At 59.8% G+C, this 15,633-nt stretch carries 17 protein-coding genes; 8 read left to right on the forward strand and 9 right to left on the reverse strand.

Going from position 1 to position 15,633, the window contains the following annotated elements:
* Nucleotides 1-91: 91 nt before the first annotated feature.
* Complete coding sequence (locus QK293_RS05765; protein WP_282376140.1) at nt 92-715, forward strand: DedA family protein; 624 nt, start codon at nt 92-94, stop codon at nt 713-715.
* Here the strand turns inward: QK293_RS05765 and QK293_RS05770 are convergent.
* Nucleotides 696-1,931, reverse strand: a complete 1,236-nt coding sequence (locus QK293_RS05770) for a sterol desaturase family protein (RefSeq protein ID WP_282376142.1) — start codon at nt 1,929-1,931, stop codon at nt 696-698. The two genes, QK293_RS05765 and QK293_RS05770, sit on opposite strands and share 20 nt — an antisense overlap.
* A 115-nt stretch (nt 1,932-2,046) precedes the next feature.
* Between QK293_RS05770 and elbB the strand changes: the two genes are divergently transcribed.
* On the forward strand, nt 2,047-2,715 hold the full coding sequence (gene elbB / locus QK293_RS05775; protein WP_282376143.1) for an isoprenoid biosynthesis glyoxalase ElbB: 669 nt from the start codon (nt 2,047-2,049) through the stop codon (nt 2,713-2,715).
* A 34-nt stretch (nt 2,716-2,749) separates the two neighbouring features.
* Here the strand turns inward: elbB and QK293_RS05780 are convergent, their stop codons facing one another.
* Both QK293_RS05780 and QK293_RS05785 read right to left on the reverse strand, forming a co-directional pair.
* A complete protein-coding gene (locus QK293_RS05780) occupies nt 2,750-3,205 on the reverse strand; it encodes a YaiI/YqxD family protein (protein ID WP_282376144.1) in 456 nt (151 codons plus the stop codon).
* A 29-nt stretch (nt 3,206-3,234) separates the two neighbouring features.
* Entirely contained in the window at nt 3,235-5,133 is a 1,899-nt protein-coding gene (locus tag QK293_RS05785; protein ID WP_282376145.1) for a cytochrome c/FTR1 family iron permease, read from the reverse strand.
* Nucleotides 5,134-5,462: 329 nt separating this feature from the next.
* Here QK293_RS05785 and QK293_RS05790 point away from each other — a divergent pair, with 329 nt between their 5' ends.
* From QK293_RS05790 to QK293_RS05805, 4 genes are read left to right on the forward strand one after another with little or no spacing between them, the layout of a single operon-like run.
* A complete protein-coding gene (locus QK293_RS05790; RefSeq protein ID WP_282376146.1) occupies nt 5,463-6,857 on the forward strand; it encodes a hypothetical protein in 1,395 nt (464 codons plus the stop codon).
* 15 nt (nt 6,858-6,872) lie between these two features.
* Nucleotides 6,873-7,244 (forward strand): YcfL family protein, encoded by a 372-nt coding sequence (locus tag QK293_RS05795; protein WP_282376148.1) that lies wholly within the window; start codon nt 6,873-6,875, stop codon nt 7,242-7,244.
* 39 nt (nt 7,245-7,283) lie between these two features.
* Nucleotides 7,284-7,871 (forward strand): penicillin-binding protein activator LpoB, encoded by a 588-nt coding sequence (gene lpoB, locus QK293_RS05800; protein WP_282376149.1) that lies wholly within the window; start codon nt 7,284-7,286, stop codon nt 7,869-7,871.
* A 3-nt stretch (nt 7,872-7,874) separates the two neighbouring features.
* Nucleotides 7,875-8,618 (forward strand): penicillin-binding protein activator LpoB, encoded by a 744-nt coding sequence (locus QK293_RS05805; protein WP_282376150.1) that lies wholly within the window; start codon nt 7,875-7,877, stop codon nt 8,616-8,618.
* Nucleotides 8,619-8,715: 97 nt separating this feature from the next.
* On the opposite strand, the gene QK293_RS05810 is transcribed toward QK293_RS05805, so the two are convergent.
* From QK293_RS05810 to QK293_RS05820, 3 genes are all read right to left on the reverse strand, one after another.
* A complete protein-coding gene (locus tag QK293_RS05810) occupies nt 8,716-9,348 on the reverse strand; it encodes a LysE family transporter (RefSeq protein ID WP_282376151.1) in 633 nt (210 codons plus the stop codon).
* Nucleotides 9,349-9,463: 115 nt separating this feature from the next.
* Nucleotides 9,464-10,045 carry a mechanosensitive ion channel family protein gene (locus QK293_RS05815; protein WP_282376152.1) on the reverse strand — a complete coding sequence of 194 codons (582 nt, stop codon included), beginning with the start codon at nt 10,043-10,045 and terminating at the stop codon, nt 9,464-9,466.
* Entirely contained in the window at nt 10,045-11,955 is a 1,911-nt protein-coding gene (locus QK293_RS05820) for an ATP-binding cassette domain-containing protein (RefSeq protein WP_282376153.1), read from the reverse strand. Before QK293_RS05820 ends, QK293_RS05815 begins: the two co-directional genes overlap by 1 nt.
* A 50-nt stretch (nt 11,956-12,005) precedes the next feature.
* Here QK293_RS05820 and QK293_RS05825 point away from each other — a divergent pair, with 50 nt between their 5' ends.
* The gene (locus tag QK293_RS05825; protein WP_282376154.1) at nt 12,006-12,470 is read left to right on the forward strand and encodes a TIGR02444 family protein; all 465 of its coding nucleotides are present in this window, start codon (nt 12,006-12,008) and stop codon (nt 12,468-12,470) included.
* Here the strand turns inward: QK293_RS05825 and QK293_RS05830 are convergent.
* The gene (locus tag QK293_RS05830; RefSeq protein WP_282376155.1) at nt 12,467-13,417 is read right to left on the reverse strand and encodes an AlgP family protein; all 951 of its coding nucleotides are present in this window, start codon (nt 13,415-13,417) and stop codon (nt 12,467-12,469) included. The two genes, QK293_RS05825 and QK293_RS05830, sit on opposite strands and share 4 nt — an antisense overlap.
* Before the next feature lie 192 nt (nt 13,418-13,609).
* Between QK293_RS05830 and QK293_RS05835 the strand changes: the two genes are divergently transcribed.
* On the forward strand, nt 13,610-14,275 hold the full coding sequence (locus QK293_RS05835) for an FKBP-type peptidyl-prolyl cis-trans isomerase (RefSeq protein ID WP_282376156.1): 666 nt from the start codon (nt 13,610-13,612) through the stop codon (nt 14,273-14,275).
* A gap of 62 nt (nt 14,276-14,337) precedes the next feature.
* On the opposite strand, the gene rsd is transcribed toward QK293_RS05835, so the two are convergent.
* Both rsd and QK293_RS05845 read right to left on the reverse strand, forming a co-directional pair.
* A complete protein-coding gene (rsd, locus tag QK293_RS05840; RefSeq protein WP_282376157.1) occupies nt 14,338-14,796 on the reverse strand; it encodes a sigma D regulator in 459 nt (152 codons plus the stop codon).
* 178 nt (nt 14,797-14,974) lie between these two features.
* Nucleotides 14,975-15,526, reverse strand: a complete 552-nt coding sequence (locus QK293_RS05845) for a disulfide bond formation protein B (RefSeq protein WP_282376158.1) — start codon at nt 15,524-15,526, stop codon at nt 14,975-14,977.
* Nucleotides 15,527-15,633: the final 107 nt, after the last annotated feature.

Genomic DNA, 15,633 nt, shown 5'->3' on the forward strand with positions numbered 1-15,633 from the left:
TAGGAAATGTTCACGTCGAGACACATTTGGACACTTTCATGAATGTGCCCGAAGGGTTAGGCTGCGCGTTCATTTCGCCAGCATCCAGACAATGCTCCAACAATTTCTTCAGGAATTCGGCTACTTCGCCCTCTTTCTTGGCACGTTTTTCGAAGGCGAAACCATTCTGGTTCTCGCAGGCTTCCTCGCGTTCCGCGGATACATGGACCTCAAAGTGGTCATGATCGTGGCGTTCCTCGGCAGTTATGCCGGTGATCAGCTGTGGTATTTCCTGGGGCGCAAGCACGGCCGCAAGTTGCTGGCGCGCAAACCGCGCTGGCAATTGATGGGCGACCGGGCGCTGGAACATATCCGCAGGCACCCGGACATCTGGGTGCTGAGCTTCCGCTTTGTCTATGGCTTGCGCACGGTGATGCCGGTAGCGATCGGCCTGTCGGGCTATCCGCCGGGACGTTATCTGCTGCTCAACGGGATTGGTGCAGCGATCTGGGCCGTCGCACTGGCTGCTGCTGCTTATCACTTCGGCGCGGTGCTCGAGGGCATGCTCGGCAGCGTCAAGAAGTACGAACTGTGGGTGCTTGGCGCCCTGTTGATACTGGGCTTTTGCCTGTGGTTGCGCCGACGCTTCAAGAATGCCCGTCTGGCGAAGAAGATCTACGCCGACGAGCAGGCCGAGTTGGCCAAGTCTAACGAGACTAAGACGCCAGCCGAGTGAAACGGTTTCTGCAACAGTAGAGACCGATCCCGCTGAGCAGGCTGTAACTGAGCAAGCCGACCCAGCCCACCGCGCTGGCCGGCCACAGCCCAACGACCGGCGCCAGCCACACCAGCGGCACATTCGACGCCAGGCGCAGCAGTTCCAGCTTCAGCGTCCACGGGCGATTCTCCAGGGCCACGCCCAACGTAAACAAACCCAGCGCCACGGCGCTCCAGCCGAGCACCAGCGCGGCGGTTGGCAAACGCTGCTCCAGGTTCATCAAATAACTGCCCAGCGCGATGTAGATGCAAAACTGCAACACGACGTAAAGCTGCTGACGTCCGTCCAGCGGCACCTCGAATTTACGGAACTGACTCAGATCCGGCTTGTTCATCGGGTACTTGGCCGCCACGTCCGCCGGCCGCCAACCGGTGCGCATGAACCAGATACGCAGCGTGTCCCAGTTGCTTTGCGCACGCCGCGCGTCATCCCACAGCTGCGCGTAGAACTGCACGTTCGCCCACAACGGGTTCCAGCTCGCCAGCGGCGTAGTCACGCCGAAAATCACCGGTTCGTTGTCGTCCTCTTCCTGGAACGAGCCAAATAGACGGTCCCAAATAATGAACACCCCGCCGTAGTTGCGATCCATGTAGAGAGCGTTCTGTGCATGGTGAGCCCGATGATTGGACGGCGTGACGAAGAACCACTCGAACCAGCCGAGCTTGGGAATGTGTTGGGTATGCACCCAGAATTGGTACAGCAAGTTCAGCGCGGCGACGCTGACGAACACCAGCAGCGGCACGCCGAGCACCGCCATCGGCAGGTAGAAAATCCAGCTCAACAGGAAGCCCGTACTGGTCTGGCGCAGCGCCGTGGAAAGGTTGTAGTCCTCGCTCTGGTGGTGCACCGAATGCGCAGCCCAGAGGATGTTGCGTTCGTGGCCCATGCGGTGCAGCCAGTAGTAGCAGAAGTCGTAGAGGACGAAAGCGAATAGCCAGACCCAAACGCTGTCGGCCGAGAGTTCTAAAAGCGCCAGATGCTCAAGGGCAAAGCCATAGGTCACCAGCCCGACACCTTTGGTCAACAGGCCAGTGGTGGTCGACAACACACCGGTGCTGATGCTGTTGATCGCGTCGGCCACGCGATAATTGCTCACCCCGCGCCAACGGTCGGCCAGCAGTTCGACGGCAATCAGCACAAAGAAAAACGGCACCGCATACAGAATGAAGTCCATGACGCGCCCCGATCGGAATCTTAAGGACAGATGCTAGGTGTAGCCGCGAATTAACCCTATGGCAACGAGTGACAAATTAGTGGACATTTAACGCCATGAATCTGGAGAAAAGCCCATGAGCAAAAAAATTGCAGTGATCCTATCCGGCTGTGGCGTGTACGACGGCGCCGAGATCCACGAAAGCGTGATCACCCTGCTGCGTCTGGACCAGCGGGGGGCTCTGGTGCAGTGTTTCGCACCGAGCATCGCGCAGTTAAATGTGATCAACCATCTGACCGGCGCAGAAATGCCCGAGTCGCGCAACGTACTGGTGGAATCGGCGCGGATCGCAAGGGGCAACATCAAGGATATCCGTGAAGCGAACGCCGAAGACTTCGACGCGCTGATCGTGCCTGGTGGTTTCGGGGCGGCCAAGAATCTGTCGAACTTTGCCATCGAAGGCGCCGGCTGCACCGTGCAACCGGACGTCCTGGCCCTGGCCGAAGCATTCGCCGAAGCGGGCAAACCGGTCGGTTTGATCTGCATTTCGCCTGCACTGGCGGCGAAGATCTATGGACCGGGGGTGACCTGCACCATCGGCAACGACGCCGACACAGCAGCCACCATGAATAAAATGGGCGCTACACACACAGACTGCGCGGTCACTGACATCGTTGAAGACAAAGCGCGCAAACTGGTGAGCACCCCGGCGTACATGCTGGCGCAGAGCATCAGTGAAGCGGCTTCGGGTATCAACAAACTGGTCGACCGTGTTCTGGAATTGACCCACGAAAACGACGCCTGAGACCTGATCGTTCCCACGCTCTGCGTGGGAACGATCATTGTGAACGGGATAACCGCGTGAGAATCCGGTCCAGCGCATTGGCAAACGCTTGCTTCTCGCGCTCGCCAAACGGCGCTGGCCCGCCGCTCATCTGCCCCTGTTCACGTAGATCGGTGAACAGGTTACGCACCGCCAACCGATCGCCCATGTTCTGCGCATCGAACTCTTTGCCCCGTGGATCCAGCGCCGCAACGCCCTTTTTCACCAGACGGTCGGCCAGCGGCACATCGCTGCAGATCACCAATTCGCCGGGTACCGCGTATTCCACCAGGTAGTCGTCGGCGGCATCCGGACCACTCGGCACCACGATCAGTTTCACCAGGGCCAAACCCGGCTTGATCTGCGGCTGTCCAGCCACCAACACCACTTCGAACTGGCGCTTGAGAGCGAACTTCACTACCAGATCCTTGGCCGCCCGAGGGCAGGCGTCGGCATCGATCCAGACACGCATTGTGTTTTTCCTTTTAAAGGATCACTCGCTCAGGAAGCCGGCACCCGCCGCTTCTCGGCCATCCGGCTGCGACTGTACAGCACGATGATCGCCATGATCGCCACGACCTGAGCACTCAGCGAATACGCATCAGCGTGGATGCCCAGCCAGTCGAAGTCAAAGAACGGCACCGGTCGGGTGCCGAAAATCCCGGCTTCCTGCAACGCCTTCACGCCGTGCCCGGCAAACACCACCGACAGCGCGCACAGCAAACCGGCGTTGATGCTGAAAAACAGCGACAGCGGCAGTTTCGCCGAGCCACGCAGAATCACCCAGGCCAGACCGACCAGCAACACCAACGCCGTCGCACCACCCGCCAACACCGCGTTATGACCCGCTGGACCGGCCTGCAGCCACAGGGTCTCGTAGAACAAAATCACTTCAAACAGCTCGCGATACACCGAGAAGAACGCCAACGTCGCAAACCCGAAACGCCCACCGCCACCCACCAGGCTGCTCTTGATGTAATCCTGCCAGGCCGCCGCGTGACGACGATCGTGCATCCACACGCCGAGCCAGAGCACCATGACAGCGGCAAACAACGCCGTCGTACCTTCCAGCAATTCGCGCTGCGAACCGCTGACATCGATCACGTACGCTGCCAGCGCCCAGGTCGCCAGACCCGCCAGCAGCGCCAGCCCCCAACCGACGTTGACGCTGCGCACCGCCGATTGCTGGCCGGTATTGCGCAGGAACGCGAGGATCGCTGCCAGCACCAGAATCGCTTCCAGGCCTTCGCGCAACAGAATCAACAAACCGGAAATGTAGCTCAGGGACCCACTTAAGCCATCGCTGCCCAGCAGGCCGGCGGATTCCTTCAACTTGGCCTTGGCCGCGTCCAGACGCTGCTGGGCCTGGACCACCGGCAAACCATCCTGCAACGACTGACGGTATGCCATCAGCGATTTTTCAGTGTCTTTGCGCACGTTGGCGTCGACGTTATCCAGCGAGCTTTCGACCAGTTCGAAACCCTCCAGATAAGCCGCCACCGACAGGTCATAGGCCTGATCGTGATCGCCGGCACGGTAGGCCGCCATGCTCTTGTCCAGGGTCGCTGCGGTGTAGTCGAGCAATTGCGCCGGGCCACGCTTGACCTGCGGCGGTTGCGCCCGCTGCGCACGGAAGGTCGCCGCCGCTTGCGGCCCCTCGGCGACCTGCACTTCTGCGGGAGTCTGACGGGCCAGGTCGGCGATGTTGTAGGTCTTTTCGGATTTTGCAGCAGCCGGGTCGGCGCTGAAGCTGGCGATATAGGTCGCCAGATCCCAACGCTGACGATCGTCCAGCTGATCGGCGAAGGCCGGCATGTCGGTGCCTTCGACACCGAGGCCCAAGGTGCTGTAGATCGCGTAGAGGCTCAGGTGATCCAGCCGCGTCGCATCACGCAGATTGGCCGGCGGCGGCGTCAGACCGACACCCGCCGGACCATCCCCGGCACCCGCGCCACCGTGGCAAACCGAACAATGCTGAGCGTACAGCGGCGCACCACGGGAAGGATCCGGCGTAATGATCGGTGCCTGGCTGACCTCATAGGCCACGGCCAGCCTGGCGCCGAGTTGCCGTGCCTGGCGACCGACATCCGCGCCGTCCTGACGCGCAGCGATCGCGTTGCGCAACGTGCTGACGCCCTGCTCCAGTCCATTTTTTTCCGGTTTGGTCGGCATCGCGGCGATCAAGCCTTGCAGTACCTTGATAAATTCCAGCTGCTCTCGGTATTCGGACTCATCAATGACCTTGCCCGCGTGCACCGTTTGCGGGTAATCCGCGCCGATGTAATCGAGCAAATGCAGCGCTTGCGGCGCGCCTTCCACGGTGTCAGCCAACAGATTGAAACTGCACAAGGCAAACAGCGGCAACACCAGCCAGGCCAGGAAACGGGACGGGGCAGTCATGAATGAATCTCAATTGGAAATACGAAGTAACACATTGTTCACTTCCAATCACTTTCACTCAAGCTTTGTTATGCATTGGCGGCACGGGTGGTGATCGGCGCCTTGGGTCGCGTTTCCGAGCCATAGTGGCATTCCGTGAAAACGCGCGGTTAAAAAGCCATTACATGGCCAGCATCCCTGTTTATAATGCCGCGCCCTCGTTATTGCGATTCGGCATTTAAGCTCCTCTTGTTATGAGGAATTGGCAGGAGGCCAACATCCCCGCCAGTAGGTCTTATCAGCCCGACCAGCATTTGTGGCTGCTTACATTCAGGGAAGAAGTATCCGCCATGGCATCCCGCGCCCTTACCTCGATCGCGCTCAGCGCCGTCACCTTGCTCTCCGGTTGTTCCGCCTTTCGCAACTACGATAGCGAACTTGCGCAAACCAACCAGCAACTGGCGTCCGGCAATGTCGACGCCGCGCTGACCTTGCTGGAAAAGAACAACACCGGCGAAGACAAGGACCTGCTCTATTACTTCGAGAAAGGTGAACTGCTGCGCGCCAAGGGCGATTTGTCCGGCAGCCAGAACGCCTGGACCCGTGCCGATCAAGTGGTGGGCAAGTGGGAAAACTCGGTCAAGCTTGATACCGCCAAGTACCTCGCCCAGTTCGGCAGTTTCCTGGTGAACGACAAAGTCCGTCGCTACGAAGGCTACGATTACGAAAAAGTCATGCTAACCACGCAGATGGCCCTCAACCTGCTGGCGGTCAACGACTTTGACGGCGCGCGCCTGTCGATCAAAAAGACCCACGAACGGGAAGCCGTGATCGCCGACCTGCGCGACAAGGAATACCTCAAGAGCGAAGAGCAAGCCGAGAAAGAAGGCGTCAAAACCCAGTACAAGGATTTGCAGGGTTACCCGGTCGCCAGCCTCGACGCACCGGAAGTAGTCAGCCTGAAAAACAGCTACCAGAGTGCGTTCAGCCACTACCTGGCCGGCTTCGTCTACGAAGCCCTGGGTGAAAAAGACCTGGCCGCACCGGGCTATCGTAAAGCCGTCGAACTGCGCCCGAACACCCCGTTGCTGGAACAGGCGCTGGTGAATCTCGACAAGCCAAGTGGCAAGGGAGAGGAAAGCGACATTCTGATCGTCGTGCAAAGTGGTCTGGCGCCCTCCCGGGACTCGATCCGCGTGCCCCTGCCTCTGCCAATCAGCGGCAATCTGGTGATCACCCCGCTGTCGTTCCCGATCATCAAGCCGGACACCTCCACCGCCACGCTCACCCAGATTGGTGTGGACGGTCAGCAACTGAACCTGACCCAACTCAACAGCACCACCGCCATGTCCCGCCGCGCCCTGCGTGACGACATGCCGGGCATCATCCTGCGCACCACCGTGCGTGCCGTGACCAAAGGCGTGGCGCAGAAGCAGATCAACGAAACCAACCCGCTGGCGGGCCTGGCAGTCGGTATCACTTCAGCCGTGCTCGAAGGTGCCGATACCCGTACGTGGCGCACCCTGCCGGACAACACCCAAGTGGTGCGTCTGCGCCTGAAGAAAGGTGAGCATCAAGTCACCCTGCCGAGCGCCGTGGGCGGTTCGGTGGTCAAGGTCACCGTCGACCAGCGTTACCAGGTCATCAGCCTGCGCGCCGTGGGCAATCAGGTGTTCGCCAGCGGCCTGGCCGCGCACGTGGTCCCGAGCGCCAACCCGACCGCCGTGGCCAGTCTCAAACCTTAAGAACGGAGTCTTTGCATGCGTTTCAAACTCATCACCGTTGTCGCCCTGGCCTTGCTGGCCGGGTGCGCCACCCCGCCACCGTCGGAACCTGGCAGCGCCGCCAGCAAGGTTGTGGCCATGGGCAAACTCAAGAACATCGTGGTCGGCGCCCTGCGCGTCGCCCGGGAAAACGGTTTCATGACGGTCAATGCGCAGCTGAGCAACACCAGCTTCAACAACAAGACCTTCTACTACCGTTTTGCCTGGCTCGGCCCTGAAGGCTTCCCCGTCGCCGAAGAAGAAACCTGGAAAAGCCAGATGATGTACGGCGAGCAGACCCGCTTCATTCAGGCGATCGCGCCAACCGCCAAAGCCGTGGATTTCCGTCTGGAAATCAAAACGCCTTAAGCCCGACACCCTATTCGTTCAGTTCTAGAGAGCATTCCCATGTTTGCACGCTTTTCGTTCATTGCCGTTATCGCCCTTCTGGCCAGCGGTTGCGCCAACACTTCGCCAACGCTGGGCAGCAAAAGCATCAGCTACGGCGACACCAAGGCTGTGGAAACCGTGACCAACGAGTTCGGTTCCACCGACCTGCAGATGATCGCTGAATCCATGACCCGCTCCCTGGCCCAGTCCGGCATCCTGCAGGGCCGTCCGGTGGTTCAGGTCTACGACGTGAAGAACAAGACCAGCGAGTACATCGACACGCGTGAAATAACCACCAGCATCAAGACCCAGCTGATGAAGACCGGCACCGCCCGTTTCGCCAGCGACAACACCGCCATGCAGAGCCAGGTCGACCAGCTCAAGCTGCAAAACCAGAGCGGTCTGTACAAGAAGAACACCGTGGCCAAGACCGGCAACATGATCGCCGCCAAATACCGTATCGAAGGTTCGATCAGCTCGATCGTCAAGCGCAGCAGCGACTACAAGGACGTCTTCTACAAATTCAGCCTGCAACTGATTGACGTTGAAAGCGGTCTGGCCGAGTGGATGGACGAGAAAGAAATCCGCAAGACCACGGAGCGTTAATCAATGCGCGCATGGATTGGCATGATGGCCCTGGCTTGCGCGTTCAGCGTGCAAGCGGCCCCGAAAGTCGCGGTGACGGACCTGGCGTACCAGGAGCGCGTGGAAGAGTACATCCACATTGTTTCGGCGCAGAGCAGCCACAGCCAAAGTTACTACGGCGCCAGCGGGTCTTCGAGTTACAACGAAATCGAAGCCACCAGCAGCTACATCGAACAAGGTGAATTGCGCAAATTCACCGGCGACATCAAAGGCGAGATTCTTCGTACCGGCATGTTCCAGCTGGTCCAGGGCACGCCTTATACATCGGCGTCCAAGGGTGACGTCTATGACGTGATCAAGCGGATCAAGGCCGGCAACTTCAAAGGTGCCGACTACGTGTTGTTCGGCACCGTGTCGGACATCGACTTCAACAACGACATCAACGAGCTCGCCAACACCGACAGCTACTCGGCGGTGCTGGCGTTGACCCTGGTGGCGGATTTCAGCCTGATCAACACCAAGACCTTCGAAATCACTTCGGCCTTCACGGCGATGGGCGAAGGTCAGGACACCAAACTGATGAACCATCGGGACATCCGTGTCTCGCTGAACCGCCCGCGGGTGGTGCGTGACGTGTCCAAGTCCTTGGGGGAAGACGTGGCGGGGCAACTGAGCCAACAGCTCGGTGGCGGCGGTTACGAACAGCCGGGCCAAGCCCCGCTGCGCAATCACCTGCCAGCGGACACAGCGCCGGTCATTCTGCGCTGATAGTGCCGAACGCGGAGCGTCCGTTGAGGCATTCCCACGCAGAGCGTGGGAACGATAAGGCGACCTGTAGAGGTCGCCTTTTTTGTGCCTGACGGTTTTACACCACCGCTTTGCGAAGGGTCGCCATGAACGCCGCCGCACCAATGAACAGCCCGGCAAAAGTGCGATTCATGCGTTTTTGCTGCTTGGGCGTGCGCAACAGGCGCAACACCCTGGAAGCCAGCCCGGTGTAACCGGCCATGACGATCAGGTCGACGCAGATCATGGTCACACCGAGGATCAGGTACTGCGCCACCAGCGGTGCCTGCGGATCAATGAATTGCGGCAGCACCGCGAGCATGAACACTAACGCCTTGGGGTTGCTGACGTTCACCAGGAAACCCCGGAACACCAGCGCCATCGGCTTGCCGATTTGCCGGACTGCCGCGTCGTCGCTCATGTCATTGGGCAGCGCGCGCCATTGCTTGACCGCCAGGTAAACCAGATAGGCCACGCCAAACCATTTGATCGCGTAGAAAGCGGTGGCCGACGCCGCAAGGATCGCACCGACACCGGCGGCGACAATCGCAATCTGTAACGCCAGACCCAGTTGCAGGCCCAGGGCGTTCCAATAACCGCGCCAGAAACCGTATCGCAGACCGCTGGACATCGACGCAATGGCGCCGGCACCGGGGGACAGGCTGATCACCCAGCAGGCGGCAAAAAACGCCAGCCATGTTTGAAGCACCATCGCACACCTCGACTCAGACTCGTGACAGATGTCTAAGCTAATGCGGCGTTGGGCCGATGACTACCGATTTTTTGCAGGACAGTACAGCTGCCGACCAGCGTGGTCGGCATTTCGGCTACTTTTCGAAACCGCTGGAAGGGGTTACATCGTTGCCGCGCCAGCGTCGAACCGAGCGCTGGAAGAACAGGCTGTTGGGCACTTGCACCATCGCGCTGCCGGTGCCGAGTTCTTCGGCTTCGATCAGCGTGGTGTAGAGCAGATTGATCGCCACTACCCGGCCTTTGACGCCAGGCTTGTCGGTGGTGTCCACCAACTCGACCACGTCGCCGAGGCGGAAGGGGCCGACGGTGAAGATCAGGATCGCGCACAGCAGATTGGAGAGCACGCTCCACATCGCGAAGAACGCCACCGCCGCTACCGCGACAAACCCGGACAACGCGGTCCAGAGCACCGTCGCCGACACCCCCAGGCGTTCCAGTACGAAGATCAGCGCACTGCCCATGATCAGCCAGCGCAGACCACCGCGCAGCGGCATCAGCAATTGCGGTGGAAACGGATACCGCTCACCCAGGCGCGTCAGGCACTTGGCGACGCAGCGCTGGGCGACATAGCCCGCCAACAGAATCAGCAGGATTTGCACAAAGAGCCAGATCGGCTCGATCAACACGGCAGGCAATGGCAGCTTGAAGGCTTCCATCAGGACAGCGCCTCCAGCTCCGCCTGCATGCTTTCGAGCAATTCCAGTGCTTCCATCCAGGCTTCTTCCAGCTCGGCTTCACGTACCTTCAGCTTGGCCTGTTCGGCCAGCAGATCACGCAATTCGTTTTTGCGCGCCGGTTCGTAAATGTCGCTGTCGCCGAGGCTGGTATCGATCTTCGCCAGTTTCTCGTGCAGCTTGCCCAGCTCGGCTTCGAGCTTGTCGGCCTCGCGCTTGTGCGGCGCCAGTTGCTGACGCAACGCAGCGGCGGCCTGGCGCTGGGCCTTCTTGTCGGTCTTGTCCGGGTTTACCGGGGTGTTGCTGACGGGCGCATTGCGCTGACGGTAGTCCACCAGCCAACGGGTGTAGTCTTCCAGATCGCCGTCGAATTCCTCGACCTTGCCGTCTGCCACCAGGTAAAAATTGTCGGTGGTGCTTTTAAGCAAATGGCGATCGTGGGAGACCACCAGTACCGCGCCGCTGAACTCCTGAAGCGCCATGGTCAGCGCCAGGCGCATTTCCAGGTCCAGGTGGTTGGTCGGTTCGTCGAGCAGCAGCAAGTTCGGCCGGCCCCAGGCGATTAACGCCAGCGCCAGACGAGCCTTCTCGCCACCGGAGAAATTCAACACCGGCTCATCGATCCGCGCGCCACGGAAGTCGAACCCGCCGAGGAAGTCGCGCAGGGTCTGCTCGCGCTCGGTCGGCGCCAGGCGCTGCATATGCAGCAACGGGCTGGCCTTGGAGTCGAGCGAATCCAGCTGATGCTGGGCGAAGTAACCGACGACGGTGTTCTCGCCACGGGTCAATCGACCGGACAACGGCTCGAGTTCACCGGCGAGGTTTTTGATCAGGGTGGATTTACCGGCACCGTTCGGGCCGAGCAAACCGATCCGTGCACCGGGGGTCAGTTGCAGCTTGACCTTTTCCAGCACGGCTTTGTCGCCATAACCCAGCCGAGCATCAGACAGGTCAATCAGCGGGCTGGAGATCTTCACCGATTCGCGGAAGACGAAATCGAACGGCGAATCAACGTGGGCGGCGGACAGTTCTTCCATCCGCTCCAGGGCCTTGATCCGGCTCTGGGCCTGACGGGCCTTGGTGGCCTGGGCCTTGAAGCGGGCGATGTAGCTTTCCATGTGCGCACGTTGCACCTGTTGCTTCTCGTAGGCCTGCTGTTGCTGGGCCAGACGTTCGGCACGGGCGCGTTCGAAGGCGCTATAACCACCGCGATACAGGGTGATCTTGCGCTGATCGACGTGGGCCACGTGATCGACCACGGCATCGAGGAAGTCCCGGTCGTGGGAAATCAGCATCAAGGTGCCGGGATAGCTTTTGAGCCATTCTTCGAGCCAGATGATGGCGTCGAGGTCCAAGTGGTTTGTCGGTTCGTCGAGTAGCAGAAGGTCCGAGGGGCACATCAAAGCCTGCGCCAAGTTCAAACGCATCCGCCAACCACCAGAGAAATCTCCTACCTGGCGATCCATTTGCTCGTTGGTGAACCCAAGCCCCGCCAGCAATTTGCGCGCTCGGGCGTCGGCGGTGTAACCGTCGGCGCTGTCGAGCTCGGAGTGCAGGCGGGCCTGGGCGGCACCGTCATGGGCCGCTTCGGCTGCGGCGAGATCGCGTTGCACCTCGCGCAGTCGCAGGTCACCATCGAGCACATAGTCGACCGCCACGCGATCGAGGGTGTCGATCTCCTGGCGCATGTGGGCGATGCGCCAGTCCGCCGGCAAGAAGCAATCACCCGAGTCCGGGTGCAGGTCACCCAGAAGCAAGGCGAACAGGCTCGATTTGCCGGCGCCGTTGGCACCGATGAGGCCGGCTTTGTGGCCGGCGTGCAGGGTCAGCTCGGCGTCTTCTAGCAGACGTTGCGGGCCACGCTGTAAAGTCAGGTTCTGAAGTCGAATCATAATGGCGGCGGAGTCTACCAGCTTCGCTCGCAACTGGCGCGAGTAGCACTATGTCCTCTGACCTGTGGAACTTTTCCCTTAGTACTTACGCCCGTCCCGGCGTTGAACACGCATGCCTGCGATTACAGGCGGCGGGCGTGAATGTGTGCCTGCTGCTCGGTGGATTGTGGCTGGCACAGCGGGGTGTTGCCTGTAACGAGCAGCGATTGCAGCTACTTCGCAATGTGGCCGAGCCCTGGGATACCGATGTCGTTCAACCGCTGCGAGCATTGCGCATGCAATGGAAAGCCGCCGCGACTGAGGATGCCGAGCTGACTACGTTGCGCGAACAAATGAAGACATTGGAGCTCGAGGCCGAACGACATCTGTTGTTGCGACTGGAGCGATCGGCGCAGAGTTGGCCGCAAGGTGAGGCCACCGATCTATCGGCCTGGCTGGAAGGTGTGACGGCAGGCGCCGCCCACCTGGACCGCGACGCGCTGCATCAGCTGCGCGTCGCGGTATCCGGCACTTAGGAAGCGCTGGTTGGGGTGGTTGCTGCACTCGAAGCGGTTGCCGGTGTTGACGCCGGCGTGGCTGTCGAGGTGGTTGCTGATGGAGCAGGCGTTGCAGCGGGTTTGGCGGTGGCCGGTTTGGCAACTGGTTTAGCGGCCGGCTTGGCCGCTGCTTTTACAGCGGGTTTGGCCGCGGTTCTCGCAGCAGGTTTTGCAGCGGTTTTAGTCGCGACAGATTTGGCGGCCGGCTTGGCAGCAGGTTTCGCCGCTGCAGTTTTGGCTGCTGGTCTTGCTGCGGGTTTAGCGGCCGTTTTTGCAGCTGGTTTTGCAGCGGCCGTTCTTGCAGCACCAGATTTGGCGGCGGCAGGCTTGGCAGCCGTCGTTTTAGCAGCCGGTTTCGCAGCGCTGGCAGCGACTGCGTTTCTCGCTGCTGGTTTTGCTGCGGCTTTCACCGGTGCTTTGGCAGCCGCAGCTTTCTTGACAGGAGCCGCAGCAGACTTGACCGGTGCTTTTGCAGCAGCCGGTTTGGCAGCGGCTTTCTTGGCAGGAGCCGCAGCAGGCTTGGCCGAACGCAGGGACAACGCCTTGCCGACAGCCTCTTGTACACGACCGACGCCTTGGGCCAATTTCAGGCTTTCTTGAGCATCGCGCTTGAGTTGCAGAATGTAGCTGCGAGTTTCCGATTGACGATCCTTGAGGGCATCAAGCAGGTCCTCAAGCTCCTTCGCCGCTCCCTTGGCTTTGGTTTGTGCCTTGGCCTTGCCGGCCGCCGCAGCGTCCTGCAATTTGGTACGGGACTTGTGCAATTTTTCCTGCGCTTTTCCGCGCTGCTTTTCCAGTTTGGCGAGCAGTTTTTCAGCATCAGCCAAGGCTTGGGAACAAGCGTTTTCCAGATGCTCGAGCAAGCTGCCCGAGAGTTGTTGGAGTAAGTGCAACGGAGTATTTACTGGCTTCTTGGTGGCCGACATGGTTTACCTCCTGGCTGACGTGGGTGCGGCTCATACTAGACCTCTGCTGCTACCGCCGCTAGGGCATGTTGACAGTATCCAAAGCGCTGTGTTGCAACGGATTGAAATTCTTCTTCACCTGCGCAAAACCAGTTCACCGTTGAGCGCATTCACACTGGCATAATCCTGCGCATCTCAGGTCGGAGAATGCCCATGTCGCGCTACCTTTTTTTATCACTGTGCGTGTTTTTTTCCGTGGCTCAGGCCGCCGAAAAACCCAAAGGAGATGACACTCACGATCTCTCTTACAGCTTGGGCGCAAGCCTCGGCGAACGCCTGCGCCAGGAGGTTCCCGATCTGCAACTTCAGGCGCTGATCGAAGGTTTGCAACAAGCCTATCAAGGCAAACCCCTGACGCTGAAAGATGAGCAGATCGAACAGATTCTTGCCGAGCACGAAGCCCAGGTCGCCTTGCAACCAACCCTGCCACAAAGCGAAATCGCTCTCCAAAAAGAGCGGGCGTTTCTCGACGAGGAAAAAGCCAAACCGGGCGTTCGCGAGCTGACCGATGGAATTTTGCTAACGGAGTTGGCGCCGGGCACTGGTGCCAAAGCCGGCCCCAACGGCAAAGTCCAAGTGCTGTATATCGGTCGCCTTCCCGACGGCACGGTGTTCGATCAGAACAGTCAGCCGCAGTGGTTCGGTCTCGACAGCGTGATCAGCGGATGGCGCAGCGCGTTGCAGCAAATGCCGGTCGGCGCGAAATGGCGTCTGGTGATTCCATCGGCCGAAGCCTATGGCGCCGAGGGTGCCGGCGACCTGATTGCGCCGTTTACACCGCTGGTATTCGAAGTCGAATTGCGCGGTGCCACAAGCTGAATACCGGCAACGAAAAACGGCGCGCATAGCGCACCGTTTTTGGAGGTCTTGCAGGAAGGGGTTCAGGCCTGAACCGAATCTTCTTCCTTGTGAGCGGTGTGCAGCACTTCGATCAGGCAGTCTTCCAGTTCGAAGCGTTCGTGCAACAGGCCACCCAGCTCTTTGAATTTCTCTGCCACGCATTGACCTGCATCACACAGGTCGTTGAACGCGAGCAGCTTCTCGGTGATGACGTCGATGCGCGGGTAAATTGTCTCGGCCAACTCCAGACCACGCTTGTCGTTGAAGGCCTTGGCCTCCCCCGTCAACTGTTCGTAGATCTCGAAGTGCCCGGCAGACACGTAATCGACCAGCACGCCGCAGAACTCCTGCAACGGCTTGCGGTTCTCGCTCAGAGTCTCAGGCTTGGCGCCGAGAGCATCATAGGCCCGAACCAGTTCGTGACGCTCCTGCAACCAGCGATCGATCAGCAGATGCACTCCACCCCAGCGTTCTTGAGCATTCTGACAACTTTCGAGCATGGTGATCTCTCTTCCCTTGTGGGTCATGCTGCCCTACACCCGTCGCACACTTGAAGGTCAAGTATCGGCCAGGCAGAGCGTCATTCGAGCAACATAATTCCAATGACACGTGCGGGCCAGATTATGCCCGCGCGACAATGGCTTCAAGGTACGCAGGAGATAAAGTTCATACAAGTGTTTAATCACCCGCCAGCGCCCGGTGTGACAACTCGCCGCTGAGCGGTCGCTGACAGGCTTTCCAGACAAGACGCAGCACCTGATAAATACCTAAAACCGTCATCGCCATGAAGAGCAGCAGACTCCACTCAGGAATGCTCAGATCGAACAGTGTCCAGGAAATTTCCGCGCACTCTGCCTCCCCTTTAAACATCTGCGTGACCTGACAGAACCAGGGCAGGTCCTCGTACTGAACAGCCAGACTGGGTGAGCACGTCAACAGCTGATGCATTGGATCGCTCTGCAGCAATACCTGCCGCCACGCCGTGACCGTTCCCGCCAGACTGCAAAGCAGACCGAGCATCCAATACAGAAAAGACCCGAAGCGGCCCGGCCCATGCACCGAAGCCATCAGGCAGATCCCCGTGAGTAACGCGAGGGAAAACCGCTGCAACAGGCACAACCCGCAGGGCTTGAGGCCGACCGCATATTCCAGGTAATAGGACACGCCCAGGGCCAGGGCACCTGCAATGAAAGCCATGAAAAACAAGGAGCGTGAGCAGGCCAAAGACATGGCATTTCCGTAACAGTAGAGACAGGCGGTTACGGTAGAGGAAAGCGCGCCAGCCTTTCAAGACAGGCCAGCAGGGACACTTCAACAGAAGTGTAGGGAATTCCCGA

The sequence above is a fragment of the Pseudomonas sp. AL03 genome, from assembly GCF_029960815.1.
Lineage (GTDB): Bacteria > Pseudomonadota > Gammaproteobacteria > Pseudomonadales > Pseudomonadaceae > Aquipseudomonas.

Coding starts and splice junctions, on each gene's coding strand:
- QK293_RS05765 (WP_282376140.1), top strand. CDS start 92: ATGCTCCAACAATTTCTTCAGGAATTCGGCTACTTCGCCCTCTTTCTT.
- QK293_RS05770 (WP_282376142.1), bottom strand. CDS start 1,931: ATGGACTTCATTCTGTATGCGGTGCCGTTTTTCTTTGTGCTGATTGCC.
- elbB (WP_282376143.1), top strand. CDS start 2,047: ATGAGCAAAAAAATTGCAGTGATCCTATCCGGCTGTGGCGTGTACGAC.
- QK293_RS05780 (WP_282376144.1), bottom strand. CDS start 3,205: ATGCGTGTCTGGATCGATGCCGACGCCTGCCCTCGGGCGGCCAAGGAT.
- QK293_RS05785 (WP_282376145.1), bottom strand. CDS start 5,133: ATGACTGCCCCGTCCCGTTTCCTGGCCTGGCTGGTGTTGCCGCTGTTT.
- QK293_RS05790 (WP_282376146.1), top strand. CDS start 5,463: ATGGCATCCCGCGCCCTTACCTCGATCGCGCTCAGCGCCGTCACCTTG.
- QK293_RS05795 (WP_282376148.1), top strand. CDS start 6,873: ATGCGTTTCAAACTCATCACCGTTGTCGCCCTGGCCTTGCTGGCCGGG.
- lpoB (WP_282376149.1), top strand. CDS start 7,284: ATGTTTGCACGCTTTTCGTTCATTGCCGTTATCGCCCTTCTGGCCAGC.
- QK293_RS05805 (WP_282376150.1), top strand. CDS start 7,875: ATGCGCGCATGGATTGGCATGATGGCCCTGGCTTGCGCGTTCAGCGTG.
- QK293_RS05810 (WP_282376151.1), bottom strand. CDS start 9,348: ATGGTGCTTCAAACATGGCTGGCGTTTTTTGCCGCCTGCTGGGTGATC.
- QK293_RS05815 (WP_282376152.1), bottom strand. CDS start 10,045: ATGGAAGCCTTCAAGCTGCCATTGCCTGCCGTGTTGATCGAGCCGATC.
- QK293_RS05820 (WP_282376153.1), bottom strand. CDS start 11,955: ATGATTCGACTTCAGAACCTGACTTTACAGCGTGGCCCGCAACGTCTG.
- QK293_RS05825 (WP_282376154.1), top strand. CDS start 12,006: ATGTCCTCTGACCTGTGGAACTTTTCCCTTAGTACTTACGCCCGTCCC.
- QK293_RS05830 (WP_282376155.1), bottom strand. CDS start 13,417: ATGTCGGCCACCAAGAAGCCAGTAAATACTCCGTTGCACTTACTCCAA.
- QK293_RS05835 (WP_282376156.1), top strand. CDS start 13,610: ATGTCGCGCTACCTTTTTTTATCACTGTGCGTGTTTTTTTCCGTGGCT.
- rsd (WP_282376157.1), bottom strand. CDS start 14,796: ATGCTCGAAAGTTGTCAGAATGCTCAAGAACGCTGGGGTGGAGTGCAT.
- QK293_RS05845 (WP_282376158.1), bottom strand. CDS start 15,526: ATGTCTTTGGCCTGCTCACGCTCCTTGTTTTTCATGGCTTTCATTGCA.